Genomic DNA, 17,825 nt, shown 5'->3' with positions numbered 1-17,825 from the left:
CCTTCATATTAGAGTAACGCCTTTAGTATACCATATTAGCACCTTTTCTAGCAAGAATAGGTATTTCATAAACTGGTTAAGTTGTGTATATTATGCATTTTTATAAGAATGAATATACGCATTCATATCGGGTTCATCAGAGACGTATTTTTTATAGAAATGTGCTATTTTAGCATTTATATTTTAAAATAACTCTCAAACAAGGATGGTTTCTATGTAAAAAAACTCTAAATTTCATAAGTAAATAATTTTTATTCACTTAAAAAATTTAGAGGAATTTTTATTTTAGTAAAATTAATTTGCTGTAATGAATATATCATATTCATACTGTTGCTAAAAAAGATAGTCTTTTAACTCATTTGAAAGAACCTGATAACCAGCAACACTTAGGTGTAGGCCATCGGTTGTGTAGGTAGGTTTTAATTGTCCAGCTTCATCTAAGAAGCTATCAAATACTGGAATATATTCAACCTGCATATAGGCTGAAGCTAAGTCTTGATAAGCTTGATTCCAGGCCTTGATTTTCTCATTGGTGCGGATATAAACTGTCTGCTGATACTCTGTGCCTTCATTAACTGGTAAAATAGAAAGAAGCTTGATTTGGGTAAGCGGAAAATCACGCACAATTGACTGAATCACAGCTTCGAGATTATGCAAGGTCTGCTCCAACTCTACTTCCTTACCAATATCATTTGTCCCAATCAAAAGAACAATCTGATCAACAGCATCACCATAGAGATGGGCATCAAGATTATCCAGTAAAAGCCCTGTCTGGTAACCCCTGATGCCTCGATTAATCATGATCTTTGAAGGTCCTAGTAACTCCTGCAAGGGATAATATTCGATGATAGAATCACCAAGAAAAATGATATCTGGATTCAATAGGGAGATTTGATTGAGCTCACGATACTTGTTTTGGATTTTTTCTTGCTCTTTTAGGAGCCACGTTTCTAACAACTGCACTGCCATTTCATTCTCCTTTTTCTAGCCAGTCTTCCAAAACCTGATAAACTCCTGCCTGAATATTGGATGGAGCAAAGTTTGTCGCTACTGCTTTGGCCTTGTCGTCGGCATTTTCCATGGCATAGGCAATTCCAGCTAATTGAAGCATTTCTACATCATTTTCACTATCACCAAAAGCCATGATTTCCTCAGCTTTGATGTCCCAACGCTTGAGTAGCTCTTGCAAGCCCCAGGATTTATGAATACCAGACTGAAGAATATCGATACAGCCATAACCACTTGAGACAGCCTGAACATGACCATTAAAGAGCTGATTGATTTCCTCTAAAACTGAGTCAGAGCGCTCCTCACCGACCACCAAGCTCATTTTTAACACTCCACCAAAAAGATGAGACTCTAGCTCTTCCACAAAATTCATCCGCTGATAAAAAAGTTCAATCATCTCAGGAGTCATAAAATTTTCAAGTTGAGTAAAGACGGTGCCTTCTTTTACAAAACCACCATTCATACTGGTCACTACAAACTGATCTTGGCATTCTCGGCCCTTGAAAAATTCTAAAGCCCGATTAACCATGTCATCATCCCAAGTTTGAGCCTGTAAAAGTTGATTTCCTTCAAAAATTCTCGCCCCATTAGCTACAATCAAAACCACTCGCTCTGTCAAATGTCCTAGTAATTGTTTCACACGATGAATCTCATTTCCAGTCGCAATGACAAATCGAATTCCCCTTTCTTCTAGCTGATCAAGAATCTTCTCCAAACGAGGTAAATCTACTTGACCTTTGGGGTCCAATAAGGTTCCATCCATGTCTGTTGCAATTAATTTTATCGTCATCTCGTCTCCTCTTAGAAGTACCACTACCACTGCAAGCCAACATGTTCATTCATTTCTTTGTAGGCTATGTCAATTCTTTCCTTGGTTTCCTCATCCAATTTTTCACGATGAACTCCACCTTCTATAAAATCTTCCAAGATATAGGTTTGATAAAGAAAAAGTGGATAGCCGTCAGGTGAATAGGTCCCTTTTGGAGTACGGTTAACCCAAGTTGGATGAGCCACTGCAGTCTCAATAGTTGTCTTGCCTGCTTTCTTCTTTATGGTTACGTCCATAAGGACTCCACGCTCCGTCCATTTGGCATTTTCCTCATCCTGCATTGTTTCAATCCGTTGATTAGATAGGAAATTGCCCATAGAGTAGATAATGAGTTTTTTATCTCCATCTCTTTCAACTGTTTCAGCTGGTTCAACAACGTGAGGATGCCCTCCAAAGATAAGGTCAGCTCCCCAGTCAATCATCTTGTGGTAGAGAATCTTTTGTTCTTCAGTTGGTTCTAATTGATACTCAATTCCCATTTGAGGCATGACAACGGTTATGTCTGCCTCTTTTTCAGCTCGCTCAATTTCAGCCTTCATCTTATCTTCATTTAAGTCGGACAGGTAATTATTGTAATCCTCTTTAGAGATATATTCCTCGATACCATTAAAGCCATAAGAATAGGCAAGGAAAGCAACCTTAATACCATTTACTTCCTTAATCACTAAAGGCGCCTTATCACGCGCTTCATGGGTATATACTCCAATTGGAGTTATGCCTGCCTTTTCGATCGCATCCGCTGTAGAGATAACTCCTTCCAACTGGGAATCTAAGATGTGATTGTGGGCCAAGTCCAGCACCTGATAACCAGCATCCTTTATCGCATCCATAACTTCTCCTGGAGCATTAAATAAAGGATAGCCTGCTAGGTAATGGTCCTTACTAATAGTCCCTTCAAAGTCTCCTATGACTAGATCAGCCTTCTTAAACCAAGGTTTGACATAGTCAAAATTTTCATGAAAATCATAGCTCCCGTCCTCTTTTAGAGCTGTACGATAAATAGGAATATGATAAAGCAAATCTCCATGAGCCATAATACGAGCACTGGTTTCTTTCTCAGTATCCTCACTCTTTTCCTGAGCATTGGATTTATGATGTACTACAGTCGAGTCACTACTGGTCAATGAAATCCCCTGAGCCCCTTCTACTAACAAAGTCGTGATCATCGAGAGAGCTACAAAAGCCAACAAAACTACAATAAAAGTTCTATTGCTCCACTGTTTATAGTTCCTAAAAAATCGAACAGATGTTCTGATAACTTGAAAGTTCGAGCCATTTTTTCTGCTTCTACTACGTTTTTCCATATTTTTTCTCCCTGCTTTTTGATGCAAGTCTCCTTAATTTATTATACCATAGACAAGATAGTATTTCATCTGGAGAATGCATCCTGATAGAACTAATGTGCTTTCATTCTAGGCTATTTTGTGTTATCATGTAAAGTAAGAAAAGGAGAGAGAACATGTCTGCTATAGAAAGAATTACCAAAGCTGCTCATTTAATTGATATGAAAGATATTATCCGTGAAGGAAACCCAACTCTTCGTGCCGTTGCTGAAGAAGTCAGCTTCCCCTTGAGTGATCAAGATATCATTCTCGGAGAAAAAATGATGCAATTTTTAAAACACTCACAAGACCCTGTTATGGCTGAAAAATTAGGTCTACGTGGTGGAGTTGGTCTTGCAGCACCACAACTCGATATCTCAAAACGCATCATTGCTGTTTTAGTTCCTAATATCACCGAGGAAGGTGAAACACCTCAAGAAGCCTATGACTTACAAGCTGTTATGTACAATCCGAAAATTGTATCCCACTCAGTCCAAGACGCTGCTCTAGGCGAGGGAGAAGGTTGCTTGTCTGTCGACCGTGCCGTTCCAGGCTATGTTATCCGCCATGCTCGAGTAACTGTGGACTATTTTGATAAAGATGGAGAAAAGCACCGCATCAAACTAAAAGGCTACAACTCAATCGTCGTTCAACACGAAATTGACCACTTAAATGGCGTCATGTTCTACGATCGTATCAATGAAAAAGATCCTTTTGAAATCAAAGAAGGACTCCTCATCCTAGAATAAACTAGCAACTACTGAGTCAACAGGTATCCTAAAAATGATATAAGTTTGCCTCAGTCCTATAACTTTAAAATTAAAACTATGAAAACAAACGATATTGTCTATGGCGTTCACGCCGTTACCGAAGCCCTCTTAGCCAATACTGGCAACAAGCTCTATGTTCAAGAAGACTTAAGAGGAAAAAATGTTGAAAAAGTCAAAGAACTAGCAACCGAGAAGAAGGTCTCTATCTCTTGGACTTCCAAAAAATCTCTTTCCGAAATGACTGAAGGAGCTGTTCACCAAGGTTTTGTCTTGCGCGTTTCAGAATTCGCCTACACTGAACTAGAGCAGATTCTTGCCAAGACCCGTCAAGAGGAAAATCCACTACTATTGATCCTCGATGGACTAACTGACCCTCACAACCTCGGCTCTATTCTAAGAACAGCTGATGCAACCAATGTTTCGGGTGTCATTATTCCTAAACACCGAGCCGTCGGCGTTACTCCTGTCGTTGCTAAAACAGCAACAGGTGCCATTGAGCATGTTCCTATCGCTCGCGTGACTAACCTCAGTCAAACCTTGGACAAACTTAAAGAAGAGGGCTTTTGGACTTTTGGAACTGATATGAACGGGACTCCTTGCCATAAATGGAACACAAGTGGTAAAGTCGCCCTCATTATCGGCAACGAAGGTAAGGGAATTTCAAGCAACATCAAAAAACAAGTGGACGAGATGATTACCATTCCTATGAACGGACACGTACAAAGTCTCAATGCCAGTGTTGCTGCTGCTATTCTCATGTACGAAGTCTTCAGAAATCGACTCTAATAAAAAGTGAGGTCGGGACAAAAGATCCCGACCTCACTTTTTATTAGCAATCATCCTCGCGTGGCTGGGACTACGAAATCGAGACTTTGTCTATCGATTTCTGTCCCACAGCCTTTTTAATAATGCTCAGTAATAAATTTATAGGCTTCTTGACCTGCAATCGCACCATCTCCAACTGCTGTTGTAACTTGGCGAAGGTCTTTCTGACGAACATCTCCAACTGCAAAGACACCTGCAAGACTTGTCTTCATGTGGTCATTTGTCACAATCCAACCTGACTCATCTTGGATTTGTAAATCTTTTGTAAAATCGCTAACTGGATCTAAACCAACATAGATGAAGACACCTCCAAAGGCATGTTCACTCACTTGATTTGTTTTAACATTTTTAATGACAACTGATTCCACACGGTTTTCACCCTTGATTTCTTTGACAACAGAATCCCAAATGAAGTTGATTTTCTCATTGGCAAAAGCTCGGTCTTGCAAGACTTTTTGGGCACGAAGTTCATCACGACGGTGAACGATGGTTACAGATTTAGCGAACTGAGTTAGGAAGATAGCTTCTTCAACAGCCGAATCTCCTCCACCGACAACCAACAAATCTTGCTCACGGAAAAAGGCTCCATCACAAACCGCACAGTAGGAAACACCTCGACTGTTGAGTTCTTCTTCTCCTGGAACGCCTAAGAGTCGGTGCTTAGAACCAGTCGCCACAATAACTGTGCGAGTTTCAAATTCTTCATTGTCTGTGATTACTTTCTTCACATCACCATGGTCCTCAATATTTTCTACAAAGCCATAGAGATGTTCAACACCTAGATTTTCAAGAGGTTCAAACATCTTTTCTGCTAACTCAGGACCACTAATGTTAGCATAACCTGGATAGTTTTCAATGTCAGAAGTGTTGTTCATCTGACCGCCAGGAAGGCCACCTTCAATCAAAGCTACTTTGAGATTGCTGCGAGCTGCATACAAGGCTGCAGTCATCCCAGCAGGACCTGCACCGATAATAATCGTATCGTACATTCTATTTCCTTCTTTCTTGTTGTAACTATTCTTATTCTAACGGATATAATCCTATTTGACAACTATTAAGCCTTGAGAACCAACAAGATGCTCATGGTTGCAAAAGACAATACTGGAATTGTTAGAACTCCAATCATAATCATATCATAGAGGTGAGCCTGACGCTCCTTAGCAGTTTTATCCACACCTGATAGAGCTCTTAAACCAATCCAAATCCCTAAGACAACCAAGACTAGTAAAATCGTCAAAACCAAACTCTCTAAATACAAAGCAAATAGCTGAACTAGCATGCTCTCTCTCATTTCTATTATTTTTAAAGAGCAAACCCAGTTAGCTTAGCCAACTGAGTTTTTCTTATCTTCTATTATATCAGATATAGGTCCGTTTGTAACTAGCAAAGAACTCTTTTGTTCGTTCTTCTTTAGGATGGTTGATAATCTCATCCGGTGTTCCAGATTCAATAATCTTTCCTTTATCTAGGAATAAAACCTTATCAGCAACTTGAGCAACAAAAGACATATCATGACTAACCAAAATCATGGTTTGACCAGACTTAGCAGCATCTGCGATAGATTTTTCCACTTCACCGACCAACTCTGGGTCAAGGGCTGAAGTTGGTTCATCCAAAAGTAACACGTCTGGTTTCATGGCTAGAGCACGCGCTATAGCTACCCGTTGTTTTTGTCCCCCTGATAAGTGACGCGGATAATGCTGTTCACGATCTGAAAGCCCAACCTTAGCCAACTCTTCTTTGGCAATCTTAGTTGCTTCTTCGTCGGAAAGTTTTTTAACAACTACCAAACCTTCCTTAACATTGTCTAGGGCTGTTCTACGTTCAAATAAGTTGAACTGTTGGAACACCATGGACAACTTGCGACGAAGAGTCAGGATTTCTTCTTGAGTGATTTGAGAAAAGTCGACTTTAAAGTCATCAATCTGAATACTCCCACTATCAGGAGTTTCCAGGTAATTTAGGCTACGAAGAAAGGTAGATTTTCCGGCTCCTGATGAACCAATCAAAGCCACTACTTCCCCTTTTTGAATATCTAAATTCAGATGATCCAAGACGGTTTGACCTGAAAAGGATTTGCTTAAATTTGAAATCTTAATCATTAGCGAAGGTCTCCTTTCACATCTGTTTTCACATTATCTGGTGCTTCGATTGCCATTTTTCTCTCAATAAAGCGACCGAGATTTTCAATGGCGATATTCACTACCCAATAAACTAGGGCGACCGAGATGAAACGTTCAAAGTAACGATAGTCTGCACCACCCAAAATCTGAGCTTGGGCAAAAACTTCCACAACACCTGCACTAAAGGCTAGAGAAGTTCCTTTAGTCAAACCGATTAGAGAATTAATCAAGGTTGGTGTTGCAACTACTGCTGCATTGGGAATAATCACTCGACGATAAACTTGCGCACGCGTCATACCGAGACTGCGAGCGGCTTCAATCTCCCCAGGATTGACAGAGAGGATGGCTGCACGAATGGTCTCGCTGGCATAGGCTGCTTCATTAAAGGCGAAGGCAACAATCGCAAACGTTGCTGCTGGAATTGCATTAATGTTTAAAGAGGTTCCCCATTGTTGATTCAGTGCTTTTAGAGCTAGTGGAATCCCATAATAGGTCAACATCAGTTGGACTAAAATTGGAGTTCCCTTTAAGAAACTAACGAAAAAAGCTTGTAATGGATAAAGAAATCTAACCCTGTTAATTTTCACAATAGCAAAGACTAGTGCTAGCATGATACCAAAAAAAGCACCACATACTGTCAACATCAAGGTTGTCGGTAATTGTTGGACAATTCTTGGAATGCCATCAAAAACCGAACGCCAGCTAAAGAGTTTGCCGTCTGGAATATACTGCATCAAGTTTTGATACCAATCTGATGCTAAAAGTGTTGTAACGTTCATAGAAACATCCTCTCCTGATAATGATTCATTCTATCATACTTCTGCTCTGATTAAAAATATTTGCTACGGGTAAAGACTTTCTGGGTCTAAATACTAGTTTAACACACTTTTAGAAAAGCCAGACATATATTATTTTTATCAAAGAGATAGATAAAACCTAATTCAAACCAAGCTCTTCATAGGCTTTACGATAGCCAATTTGCTGAATCTGTCCACCTTTAACAAGAATTGGACGTTTGAGTAACATGCCATCACTAGCTAAGAGTTTAGCTGCTTCTTGTTTTGACATGCTTCCGACCTTATCTTTCAAACCTAGCTCACGATATTTGATACCGCTGGTATTAAAGAACTGTTTTAATTCAAAACCTGAAGTTTCTAACCAGGTCAAAATCACTTCCTCAGTTGGTGTTTCTTCGACAATATGAACATCTTTATATTCTAGTCCAAGTTGATCTAGCTCTTTTTTGGCTTTTTTGCAGGTTGTACATTTTGGATATTCGATAAATTCTAACATTTTCTTCTCTTTCTATTCTTTCTTCTCTTTAAATGTTGCATTTTCATGCTTCAAGAGCCAAGCCTTCTTCTCAATTCCTGAAGCAAAGCCTGTAAGACGATTGCCAGCTCCTAGTACACGGTGACAAGGTACGAGGATAGACCAAGGATTTCGGCCTACAGCTCCTCCGATAGCTTGAGGAGAAGCTACATGCAAGTCCTTAGCTATTTGACCATAAGTAACTGTCTGCCCAAAGGGTATTTCCCGTAGATAAGACCAAACTTTCTTTTCAAATTCACTTCCAATCGGAGCCAGAGGAAGCTCAGATAGGTCCTGGTCTTGTCCTGAGAAATAGCTATCTAAATAAGAAGCAACTTGGTTCAAAACTGGATGGCTTGGAACATCAACGATACACCCAGCTTCCAAACCTCTCTCAAAATGTTTCTGACCTTGAAACCAAATGCCAAGCAAGTAGTAGTCATCAGCAACTAGTGAGAGCTCCCCTACGGGAGAAACATAGAGCATTTTTGCATACTTAGTTTGCATTCGATTTTAATTTTTGATAGGCCAAGCGTTCCCCGTCTACTGGAACTTTACCAACCTTTTTAAAACCAAGCTTTTCAAAGATATGCTGCATAGGCTTATTTTCAGCGTGCGTATCTGAACGAAAATCTAGGTAATCAAACCCTTCAATCAAGCCTTCCAAGAAGGTCTGCGCTACCCCTTGACCTTGAACATCTGCTGCCACAGCAATACGATGAAAAACTAGATACTCTGTCTCTCCTCCTTGCCATTTGCCTTCATAAATAGCTTCATAGGCAGATTCTGGGCTCTTAGTCACTGCTGCATAGGCTAAGAGATCACCTTCGTCTAGGGCTACATAAGCTTGACCAGAGATGATATCTTCAATAATGGTATCTGCATCTGGGTAGCCGTTTTGCCACTGGGTGCTACCAGCTTCCGCCAAGCATTTTTTAGCATCCTCAATCACCTGCATAATTGCATCTACTTCGTTTGGAAAGGCTAAACGAATTTCCATCTTATTTCCTCTTTTCTGACTAGTTTCTCTCATCATAGCATAATTTAAGGCTTTCTACAAGCAGTTAAAACTTGACTTTTTGTTTCTATTATTTTATAATCTAGTTATCGAAACTAGATAAACAGGAGTTGGAAATGAAAGCTACTTTTTCCTACCCAGAATGGGACGAAATTCCAAACATTGATCTCTATTTGGATCAGGTCCTACTTTATGTGAATAAAGTTTGTTCCCCTATTTCTCTTGCTAAAGAGAAAGGTTTAACTGCATCAATGGTGAACAACTATGTGAAGCACGGCTATATCAGTAAACCTGAAAAGAAAAAATACCAACGCAAACAAATTGCCCGATTGATTGCTATCACAACACTCAAGTCTGTTTTTTCAATCCAGGAAATTGCTCAAACCCTAAACACCCTACACACAGAGACTAACTCACAAGAACTTTACAATGCTTTTGTGGACTATATGAATGAAGACCTAGACCCAGCTAATCCAATCATTCAAGCAAGCTGTCAAACGGTCAAACTTTATCATCAAACACTAGCACTAGTCTATACAGAAACTGAAAAGGAGGAAACAAATGAATACTAGTTTCAAACTTAGTAAACGACTTAGTTTTGGAGAAGAGATTGCCAACAGCGTCACCCATGCTGTAGGGGCACTTATCATGCTGGTTTTGCTCCCTATCTCATCGACTTATAGTTATGAAGCTCATGGATTTTTATCATCGATTGGGGTGTCGATTTTCGTTATTAGCCTCTTTCTTATGTTTCTTTCATCGACTATTTATCACTCTATGGCTTATGGTTCCACTCATAAGTACGTGCTTCGTATCATCGATCATTCCATGATTTATGTTGCGATTGCTGGCTCTTATACCCCGGTGGTTTTAACCCTGATGAATAATTGGTTTGGTTATCTTATTATTGCTATCCAATGGGGAACAACTATTTTTGGTATTCTTTATAAAATATTTGCCAAAAAAGTCAATGAAAAATTTAGTCTAATACTCTACCTCATCATGGGTTGGCTAGTTGTGGCTATCCTACCAGCAATCATCAGTCAAACAACTCCAATCTTTTGGACTCTTATGGTATCAGGTGGGCTTTGCTATACAGTTGGTGCTGGTTTTTATGCTAAGAAGAAACCTTACTTCCACATGATCTGGCATCTCTTCATTCTGGCAGCTTCCGCTCTCCAATACATTGCCATTGTTTATTACATGTAAAAATAGGCCGGGAAAATCCCGACCTATTTTTATTTGCACATATTGATAAAGTATTTATGCAAGCGAAGATCATTTGTCAATTCTGGATGAAAGGAGGTTACCAGCATATTCTTTTCTTGTGCAGCTACGATTTGATTGTTCACAATTGCTAGAACATCAACACTGTCACCAACACTACTGATAATCGGGCCACGGATAAAGGTCATGGGTATTTTACCAACGCCCTTGCAGTCTGCTTCGCTATAAAAGCTTCCTAACTGACGTCCATAGGCATTACGCTCCACTACTATGTCCATAGTCGATAGATGGCTCTCTTCCTGAGAAGTGATTTGTCTCGCTAGCAAAATCAAGCCTGCACAAGTTCCAAAGACTGGTAAAGCATTGAGAATAGCCTCTCTTATAGGAATTAGCATCTGCTGATCTCGCAATAGTTTCCCCATGGCCGTTGACTCACCTCCTGGCAAAATCAAACCTGATAGCTCACTTCGATGTTGCTGAAAATCTTTTAGGTTTCGCAGTTCAATACTTTCAACTCCTAGTTGAGCAAGCATTTTCTCGTGTTCTACAAAGGCACCTTGCAAGGCCAAGATTCCGATTTTCATCTATTTTCCTCGCTCAGCCATGAGAATTTGGATTTCATTCTCATTGATACCAACCATAGCTTCTCCTAAGTCTTCAGAGATTTGAGCCAGAATTTGAGGATTCTGATAATTTGTAACTGCCTTGACAATTGCTGCTGCACGTTTAACAGGATCACCTGATTTGAAAATCCCTGAACCAACAAAGACACCTTCTGCACCTAGCTGCATCATAAGCGCAGCGTCCGCTGGTGTTGCTACACCGCCTGCTGCGAAGTTCACGACTGGTAGTTTTCCATGTTCGTGAACGTATTGAACTAATTCTACAGGTACTTGGAGTTCTTTTGCAGCAACATATAACTCGTCCTCACGGAGGTTTTGAATGCGGCGAATTTCTTGATTCATCATACGCATATGGCGGACTGCCTGAACGATGTCTCCTGTTCCAGGTTCCCCTTTTGTACGGATCATAGAAGCTCCTTCAGCGATACGACGCAAGGCTTCTCCTAGGTCTTTAGCACCACAAACAAAAGGAACTTGAAACTCTTTCTTGTCCACATGGAAACGATCGTCAGCTGGAGATAGAACTTCGCTCTCATCAATATAGTCAATCTCGATAGCTTCTAAAATCTGTGCTTCAACAAAATGCCCAATTCGAACCTTAGCCATTACTGGAATGCTGACTGCTTCTTGAATTTCCTTAATCATCTTTGGATCACTCATGCGAGAGACACCACCCGCCGCACGAATATCAGCTGGGATTCGTTCCAAAGCCATAACTGCTGCCGCACCTGCAGCCTCAGCAATTCTTGCCTGTTCAGGGTTTTGGACATCCATGATGACGCCACCTTTAAGCATCTGTGCTAAATTCTTATTTAATTCATAACGATTTTCAGTCATTTTTTTCATCCTCAATAGTTGTATTGGTAGCTACAGTTTTATTGTAAGGTATAAAAGACTGCATAACAAGATAAAATAAATCGATTTGTCCGGGTACAATTATCTCTATCACAAAAAAAGCACCCACATTGGGTACTTTTATTTCTTAGATTTTTTAATACTTTTGACAAGATAAAAGAGATATCCTGAAACCATGTAGGCAACAAAGATAGTTGCCGCCCATTTAAAGACAAAGCCCCAACCATGTTTGGGAGCATTCAAAAAGAAATATGGGAAGGGACTATCCTTAGCATTAGGGACATCCATCTTTAGAACAAAACCGTTTAAGATGGCAAAAATCATATAAAACAAAGGAAGGCTGGTCCAAAGCATGGGATCAAACCACTTATATTGACGACTCTTATCAAAAATAATTGTATCTGCTAAAAACCAGAGAGGGACAATATAATGGCAAAGGAAATTTTCCAAACGGTAAAAATCTGTCGTCAAAGGAGCTAGCATGAAATGATAGATAACACAAGTAATCATAATACTCATAGTGACACCACCTTTGAGACGTAGAATCCCAGCACTCTGCCAACTATCACCGCCACTACGCATCTTTAACAAAAGATAAGCTGTAAAGATTACAACCAAAAGATTGGAAAGGACTGTATAGTAAAGCAACATCCCTAAACCACCACGTTTGGTAATTTCCAGATAGACCCCTGTAAATGCTGCGAAAAACAAGAGAGTCCGACTGAAAAAAATAAATTTATTCCAAGTAGTCATGATTAAATCTTTTTAACAAATTCTGATTTCAATTTCATAGCACCAAAACCATCAATCTTACAGTCGATGTTGTGGTCACCTTCAACGATACGGATATTTTTAACGCGTGTTCCTTGTTTGAGGTCTTTAGGAGCCCCTTTAACCTTCAAATCTTTAATCAAGGTTACTGTATCTCCATCAGCCAATTTATTTCCATTAGCATCAATAGCAACAACACCATCTTCAGCTTCTGTTTGTTCTGCTGGATTCCATTCATAAGCACACTCTGGGCAGACTAGCAAGGCTCCGTCTTCATAGACATATTCTGAATTACATTTTGGGCAATTTGGTAGATTGTTCATTTTATCTCCTTCTATTTTTATGATGGTTTGATTGTCAAATTTTCGTTAACAAAGACTATTATACCTTAAAATTAAAAATTTGACAAATTGCTAAAAAACCGACTCACCACTATCGTGGTCAACCGGTTAAAATTTCAAATTAAAAATGTTTGACTGCTTCTGATTTAATTTTTTCGACAACTTCTAAAATACTTAGTCCTGTCGTGTCCAGATAGATTGCATCATCTGCCTGCTTAAGAGGAGAAGTTTCACGATGACTATCTTTATAATCACGCGCAGCAATCTCTTCTTTCAAAGTTTCCAAATCTGTTTCGATCCCCTTTGAAAGATTTTCCTTATAACGTCGTTCTGCACGTTCATCCACTGAAGCAACAAGAAAAATCTTCAATTCAGCCTTAGGCAAGACCACTGTGCCAATATCTCGACCATCCATGACGATTCCTCCTTGTTGGGCAATTTCTTGCTGGAGGGCTACCAATTTTTCACGAATAGCTGGAATAGCTGCAAAAGCAGATACAGCATTAGTTACTTCATTTTCTCGGATTGGATTGGTAACATCAACGTCTCCAACAAAAACAAGCTGTTCTCCTGTTTCGGCACGACCAAAACTAATCGGATATTGATCCAATAGATCAAGGAGTTGACTAGATTCTTCTGGATTAATTTGATGCTGTAAGGCAATATAAGTTGCCGCACGGTACATGGCACCTGTATCCAAGTAGGTGTAACCAAAATCCTTAGCTATAATCTTAGCTACTGTACTCTTACCACTTGAAGCTGGACCATCAATAGCAATCTGAATTGTTTTCATTCTAACTCCTATCTTGTCTTAAGAACATCACCAGGATTTGCAAACCAAGAACCTGAAGACATATGACCAGGATTCAAGGCTTCAAGCTGGGCAATAGAAATTCCTGCTCTAGCTGCGATAGCCGCTTCACCTTCACCAGCAAGAACAGTAATGGTTCCCTCAGCATTTGTATGTCCCTCTGAACTACTTGAAGATGTTGTTTCCGCTTCAGAACTTGATGCTTCTTCTGAACTACTTGAAGATGTTGACGATACTTCTTCTACCTTAGGTGCAGAAGAATCATGGAAATCTTTCAAAGCTGCCGTACGATCACTACCACCTGAAGACAGATAGATTAAAACAGCAATCATACCGACCACGATTACAAAGAAAATACAAGCTAAAATGGTTAGAATACGGTTGGCTACCACTCCTGTTCCCTTATTTCCTCTGCTTCTACGCTCCGAACGGCTTTCCTCATTGTTATAGATATCTTCTTGCCACGGTTCCTTTTCCATACCTTACTCCTTGTTTTTTTTCTATTTTCTTATTACAATATAAATATGAAAATCACACTTATACCTGAACGATGCATTGCCTGTGGGCTATGCCAAACTTATTCTGAATTATTTGATTACCATGATAATGGTATTGTACGTTTTTACGATGATCCTGATCAACTAGAAAAAGAAATTTCTCCTAGTCAAGACGTCTTAGAGGCTGTTAAAAATTGCCCAACTCGCGCGCTCATCAAAGACCAGTTTTAATCGTTAATGGAGATTATATTTCTAAATCCCGCTTCTACTAGTTTAGCATATTTTTCCAGAAAATTATAGTCTTTTGAAGGACTAATTTTTATCAAAACCTATCTCGGCTCACTCTGTTCTTTTATCAGATAGAGGGGCCTTTTTTTTGTTTCTAGATAAATTTTACTGACATATTTTCCCAGAATACCAATGGTCAATAATTGGACACCACCAAGAAATAGAATGACAGCCATCAGAGATGTCCAGCCAGAGGTTGGATTCCCAAGCATAAGAGTACGAATAACTACAAAAAGGGTCATCACCAAAGCCATAAAACAAGACGTAAGACCAGCAACAAAGGCTAATATCAAAGGAAAATCTGAAAAATTTACAATCCCTTCGATAGAGTAGAAAAAGAGTTGCCTAAAGCTCCAACTAGTCTTACCTGCCTGCCTTTCAACATTAGGGTATTCTAGATAGTGAGTATGAAAACCAACCCAGGCAAAGAGGCCTTTGGAAAAGCGATTGTATTCTGTCAATTCTAACACTGCATCTACTACTGATTTTCTCATCATTCTAAAATCACGAACCCCTAGGGGAAGAGCTACTGGGCTAATTTTTTGCATGAAACGATAAAAAAGATTGGCACAGAAACTACGTAGAAATGGCTCTCCCTCTCGACTAGTTCTACGTGTTCCCACACAGTCCAAATCTGAATTCTGATCTAGTAGTTTTTTCATCTCAAGCAGGAGGTTTGGCGGATCCTGAAGGTCTGCATCCATAACCACAACCAAATCTCCACTTGCTTGCTGTAATCCTGCATATAAGGCTGCTTCCTTCCCAAAGTTTCGCGAGAAAGAGATATAATGTACTGCAGAATTTTGCTCCTGATATGCCTTTAAAACTTCCAAAGTCCTATCAGTTGACCCATCATCTACAAAAATATATTCGATTTCTGTTCCTAAATCTGGGATCAGTGCTTCAAGAGTTTGATAAAAAAGAGGAAGTACTTCCTCTTCGTTTAAACATGGGACTATGATTGAAATCATCATTTTAGTCTTCAAATCCATTTGGATGCTTGCTCTGCCAACGCCACGCATCTTCACACATTTCTGTAATACCAAGTCCTGCTTCCCATCCGAGCTCTTCCTTAGCTTTTGCTGGGTCTGAGTAGCAAGCTGCAATATCACCTGGGCGACGTTCAACGATACGGTATGGAATTGGGCGCCCAACCGCTTTCTCCATATTTTGGATAATTTCAAGAACAGAGTAGCCTTTTCCAGTACCAAGGTTATACACATTGAGTCCTGAGCCTTTTTGAAGCTTCTTAAGGGCTGCAACGTGTCCTTTGGCTAAGTCAACGACGTGGATATAGTCACGAACACCTGTTCCATCTTCAGTATCGTAGTCATCTCCGAAGACTTGAACTTGTTCTAACTTACCAACTGCGACTTGTGTTACATACGGTAGAAGGTTATTTGGAATGCCGTTTGGATTTTCTCCTAGGTCACCACTCTCATGCGCCCCAATTGGGTTGAAGTAACGAAGCAAAACAACATTCCACTCTGAATCTGCTTTATGGATATCTGTCAAGATTTCTTCCAGCATTAGTTTGGTACGACCGTAAGGATTTGTAGCTGAAAGTGGGAAATCTTCTAGGATTGGAACAGTATGTGGATCTCCATAAACTGTTGCTGAAGAACTGAAGATAATGTTCTTACAGTTGTTTTCTTCCATTGCTTTTAAAAGACTCACTGTACCAGCAATATTGTTATCATAATAGGCAAGAGGGATACGAGTTGACTCACCAACTGCCTTCAAACCAGCAAAATGAATCACACCTGTTGGCTCTTCGTGTTTGAAAATGTCACGAAGTGTATCTGTATCGCGGATATCAGCTTCATAGAAAGGAATCTCAACTTCTGTAATTCTTTCTACTACTTCTAAACTTTTACGGCTACTGTTGACTAAATTATCTACGACAACAACTTGGTGACCTGCTTGGATTAACTCAATGACAGTGTGAGTTCCGATAAAACCTGCACCACCTGTTACCAAAATCTTTTCTTGCATCATTTTTCCTCTATTCTTGAATTATTTTTTTCATTTTACCATTTTTGATGGGGAATGTCATTTGCTACCCCGAAAAATTACGTAAAATAAAGTAAAACATTTACTCAATTTCTTTTCGTTGGACATACTTTGCAATCGGATAATCTGTTGGATCCAATATTCCACTTCTCCCCTCAAGCATTTGGGCTAGGTGATAGCCTATAATGGGTCCAGTTGTCAATCCTGACGATCCTAATCCACTCGCAGCAAAGACTCCTGATAGGTTTGGCACTTGTCCGAAAAACGGCGAAAAATCACTCGTATAAGCACGAATTCCCACACGTTCACCACTTATCATTGCATCTTTTAAGCTAGGATAAAACGAACTTGCTGCTTCAGCCATTTGTTGGAGCAAATTCTCATCAACTGCTAGGTCAAATCCCATATCATTTTCATGGGTAGCTCCTAGAGATAACTTACCACCGGGAAATGGTATCAAATCCCACTCACCTTCCGGCATAACTACAGGGTAAGCTCCCATGCCTTGTGGCACTTGATAATCTCTAAGTTGCCCCTTTTGAGGACGAACATCTACCTCATATCCTAAGGGCTCTAAGATGTGGCCAAGCCAAGCTCCTGTGGATAAGATGACTTGGTCAAACATTTGATTGTCTATCTGATAGCCCGATGATAGAGGGGTTAGACTGACCTCTTTATTTATGATCTTCACTTGACTGGCTCCCAGTAAGCGACTCACTAGGAGTTGTCCATCTACTCGAGCTCCACCAGAAGCATAGAGTAAACGTTCAAATCCCTCTAAGCCTGGAAATAGGTTATTTGCTGCAATTTGGTCCAAAATGGCTAATTCTCCAATCAAGGGAGATTCATCTCTACGTTGCAAGGCTAGTTCATAGAGTTCTTCCAATTTAGACTCATCCTTTTTCAAGAGAAAGACTCCCGAACTCTGGTAAAAATCAACTACCTGTCCAGACTCTTGTAAATCATTCAATAAATCCACATAGAAATCCGCTCCCAAACGCGCCATCCTATACCAAGCTTTATTGCGACGTTTAGAAAACCAGGGACTGATAATTCCTGCTGCCGCCTTGGTTGCTTGGCCGTGTCCAAAATCAAAAACAGTTACTTCGATATCAGCTTCCTTAGAAAGATAGTAGGCAGCTGTGGCCCCTACAATTCCTGCACCTACAATGGCAACTTTTTTCATTGTCTTT

Annotated in this window: 24 protein-coding genes; 5 read left to right on the top strand and 19 right to left on the bottom strand. The window is 39.9% G+C overall.

The features are described 5' to 3' along the window. Nucleotides 1–333 precede the first annotated feature (333 nt). From ACORHT_RS03775 to ACORHT_RS03765, 3 genes are read right to left on the bottom strand one after another with little or no spacing between them, the layout of a single operon-like run. A complete protein-coding gene (locus ACORHT_RS03775) occupies nt 334–969 on the bottom strand; it encodes an SGNH/GDSL hydrolase family protein (protein WP_434350657.1) in 636 nt (211 codons plus the stop codon). Nucleotide 970: 1 nt separating this feature from the next. Further along, nucleotides 971–1,798, bottom strand: coding sequence for a Cof-type HAD-IIB family hydrolase (locus ACORHT_RS03770; RefSeq protein WP_434350656.1), 828 nt, complete (start codon nt 1,796–1,798; stop codon nt 971–973). Nucleotides 1,799–1,821: 23 nt separating this feature from the next. Continuing rightward, entirely contained in the window at nt 1,822–3,141 is a 1,320-nt protein-coding gene (locus ACORHT_RS03765) for a CapA family protein (RefSeq protein ID WP_434350655.1), read from the bottom strand. A 155-nt stretch (nt 3,142–3,296) separates the two neighbouring features. Between ACORHT_RS03765 and def the strand changes: the two genes are divergently transcribed. Both def and rlmB read left to right on the top strand, forming a co-directional pair. Further along, nucleotides 3,297–3,908: a peptide deformylase gene (gene def / locus ACORHT_RS03760; protein ID WP_414270813.1), complete on the top strand. Its 612-nt coding sequence runs from the start codon at nt 3,297–3,299 to the stop codon at nt 3,906–3,908. 78 nt (nt 3,909–3,986) lie between these two features. After that, nucleotides 3,987–4,715 carry a 23S rRNA (guanosine(2251)-2'-O)-methyltransferase RlmB gene (gene rlmB / locus ACORHT_RS03755; RefSeq protein ID WP_414316946.1) on the top strand — a complete coding sequence of 243 codons (729 nt, stop codon included), beginning with the start codon at nt 3,987–3,989 and terminating at the stop codon, nt 4,713–4,715. A 116-nt stretch (nt 4,716–4,831) separates the two neighbouring features. On the opposite strand, the gene trxB is transcribed toward rlmB, so the two are convergent. The 7 genes from trxB to ACORHT_RS03720 form a co-directional block, all read right to left on the bottom strand. Continuing rightward, nucleotides 4,832–5,743 (bottom strand): thioredoxin-disulfide reductase, encoded by a 912-nt coding sequence (trxB, locus tag ACORHT_RS03750; RefSeq protein ID WP_434350654.1) that lies wholly within the window; start codon nt 5,741–5,743, stop codon nt 4,832–4,834. Between the two features lie 65 nt (nt 5,744–5,808). After that, the gene (locus ACORHT_RS03745; protein WP_006152536.1) at nt 5,809–6,033 is read right to left on the bottom strand and encodes a DUF4059 family protein; all 225 of its coding nucleotides are present in this window, start codon (nt 6,031–6,033) and stop codon (nt 5,809–5,811) included. A 79-nt stretch (nt 6,034–6,112) separates the two neighbouring features. After that, nucleotides 6,113–6,856, bottom strand: coding sequence for an amino acid ABC transporter ATP-binding protein (locus tag ACORHT_RS03740; RefSeq protein ID WP_434350653.1), 744 nt, complete (start codon nt 6,854–6,856; stop codon nt 6,113–6,115). Then, the gene (locus ACORHT_RS03735) at nt 6,856–7,656 is read right to left on the bottom strand and encodes an amino acid ABC transporter permease (protein WP_434350652.1); all 801 of its coding nucleotides are present in this window, start codon (nt 7,654–7,656) and stop codon (nt 6,856–6,858) included. Before ACORHT_RS03735 ends, ACORHT_RS03740 begins: the two co-directional genes overlap by 1 nt. A 157-nt stretch (nt 7,657–7,813) precedes the next feature. Next, nucleotides 7,814–8,170: a Spx/MgsR family RNA polymerase-binding regulatory protein gene (locus ACORHT_RS03730; RefSeq protein WP_075230394.1), complete on the bottom strand. Its 357-nt coding sequence runs from the start codon at nt 8,168–8,170 to the stop codon at nt 7,814–7,816. A gap of 12 nt (nt 8,171–8,182) precedes the next feature. Then, nucleotides 8,183–8,695 (bottom strand): methylated-DNA--[protein]-cysteine S-methyltransferase, encoded by a 513-nt coding sequence (locus tag ACORHT_RS03725; RefSeq protein ID WP_434350651.1) that lies wholly within the window; start codon nt 8,693–8,695, stop codon nt 8,183–8,185. Then, on the bottom strand, nt 8,685–9,188 hold the full coding sequence (locus ACORHT_RS03720) for a GNAT family N-acetyltransferase (protein WP_434350650.1): 504 nt from the start codon (nt 9,186–9,188) through the stop codon (nt 8,685–8,687). The genes ACORHT_RS03725 and ACORHT_RS03720 overlap by 11 nt, the downstream gene beginning before the upstream one ends. A 134-nt stretch (nt 9,189–9,322) precedes the next feature. Between ACORHT_RS03720 and ACORHT_RS03715 the strand changes: the two genes are divergently transcribed. Next, nucleotides 9,323–9,778, top strand: a complete 456-nt coding sequence (locus ACORHT_RS03715) for a DUF1836 domain-containing protein (RefSeq protein ID WP_434350649.1) — start codon at nt 9,323–9,325, stop codon at nt 9,776–9,778. Next, nucleotides 9,768–10,415 carry a PAQR family membrane homeostasis protein TrhA gene (gene trhA / locus ACORHT_RS03710; protein ID WP_434350648.1) on the top strand — a complete coding sequence of 216 codons (648 nt, stop codon included), beginning with the start codon at nt 9,768–9,770 and terminating at the stop codon, nt 10,413–10,415. Before ACORHT_RS03715 ends, trhA begins: the two co-directional genes overlap by 11 nt. A 29-nt stretch (nt 10,416–10,444) precedes the next feature. Here trhA and pdxT read toward each other — a convergent pair whose 3' ends face one another. From pdxT to ACORHT_RS03680, 6 genes are all read right to left on the bottom strand, one after another. Continuing rightward, on the bottom strand, nt 10,445–11,017 hold the full coding sequence (gene pdxT, locus ACORHT_RS03705; protein WP_434350647.1) for a pyridoxal 5'-phosphate synthase glutaminase subunit PdxT: 573 nt from the start codon (nt 11,015–11,017) through the stop codon (nt 10,445–10,447). After that, nucleotides 11,018–11,893, bottom strand: coding sequence for a pyridoxal 5'-phosphate synthase lyase subunit PdxS (pdxS, locus tag ACORHT_RS03700; RefSeq protein ID WP_006153788.1), 876 nt, complete (start codon nt 11,891–11,893; stop codon nt 11,018–11,020). Between the two features lie 138 nt (nt 11,894–12,031). After that, nucleotides 12,032–12,664, bottom strand: coding sequence for a Pr6Pr family membrane protein (locus tag ACORHT_RS03695; protein ID WP_414270801.1), 633 nt, complete (start codon nt 12,662–12,664; stop codon nt 12,032–12,034). 2 nt (nt 12,665–12,666) lie between these two features. Beyond that, on the bottom strand, nt 12,667–13,005 hold the full coding sequence (locus ACORHT_RS03690) for a zinc ribbon domain-containing protein YjdM (protein ID WP_075230400.1): 339 nt from the start codon (nt 13,003–13,005) through the stop codon (nt 12,667–12,669). A gap of 139 nt (nt 13,006–13,144) precedes the next feature. After that, complete coding sequence (cmk, locus tag ACORHT_RS03685; RefSeq protein WP_434350646.1) at nt 13,145–13,816, bottom strand: (d)CMP kinase; 672 nt, start codon at nt 13,814–13,816, stop codon at nt 13,145–13,147. A gap of 8 nt (nt 13,817–13,824) precedes the next feature. Continuing rightward, nucleotides 13,825–14,313, bottom strand: coding sequence for an SAG1386/EF1546 family surface-associated protein (locus ACORHT_RS03680; protein WP_434350645.1), 489 nt, complete (start codon nt 14,311–14,313; stop codon nt 13,825–13,827). Between the two features lie 45 nt (nt 14,314–14,358). Between ACORHT_RS03680 and ACORHT_RS03675 the strand changes: the two genes are divergently transcribed. After that, complete coding sequence (locus ACORHT_RS03675; RefSeq protein ID WP_083312457.1) at nt 14,359–14,562, top strand: ferredoxin; 204 nt, start codon at nt 14,359–14,361, stop codon at nt 14,560–14,562. A gap of 98 nt (nt 14,563–14,660) precedes the next feature. On the opposite strand, the gene ACORHT_RS03670 is transcribed toward ACORHT_RS03675, so the two are convergent. The 3 genes from ACORHT_RS03670 to ACORHT_RS03660 all read right to left on the bottom strand — a co-directional run bounded on the left by ACORHT_RS03670 (nt 14,661) and on the right by ACORHT_RS03660 (nt 17,818). After that, the gene (locus ACORHT_RS03670) at nt 14,661–15,611 is read right to left on the bottom strand and encodes a glycosyltransferase family 2 protein (protein ID WP_414321203.1); all 951 of its coding nucleotides are present in this window, start codon (nt 15,609–15,611) and stop codon (nt 14,661–14,663) included. Beyond that, entirely contained in the window at nt 15,595–16,614 is a 1,020-nt protein-coding gene (gene galE / locus ACORHT_RS03665) for a UDP-glucose 4-epimerase GalE (RefSeq protein ID WP_434350644.1), read from the bottom strand. The genes ACORHT_RS03670 and galE overlap by 17 nt, the downstream gene beginning before the upstream one ends. Before the next feature lie 100 nt (nt 16,615–16,714). After that, a complete protein-coding gene (locus ACORHT_RS03660) occupies nt 16,715–17,818 on the bottom strand; it encodes an NAD(P)/FAD-dependent oxidoreductase (RefSeq protein WP_434350643.1) in 1,104 nt (367 codons plus the stop codon). Nucleotides 17,819–17,825 lie beyond the last annotated feature (7 nt).

Origin of the sequence: Streptococcus sp. KHUD_014 (genome assembly GCF_051106275.1) — a bacterium.
In the GTDB taxonomy this organism is placed as follows: domain Bacteria; phylum Bacillota; class Bacilli; order Lactobacillales; family Streptococcaceae; genus Streptococcus.
This window is presented reverse-complemented; position numbering and strand designations above follow the sequence as displayed.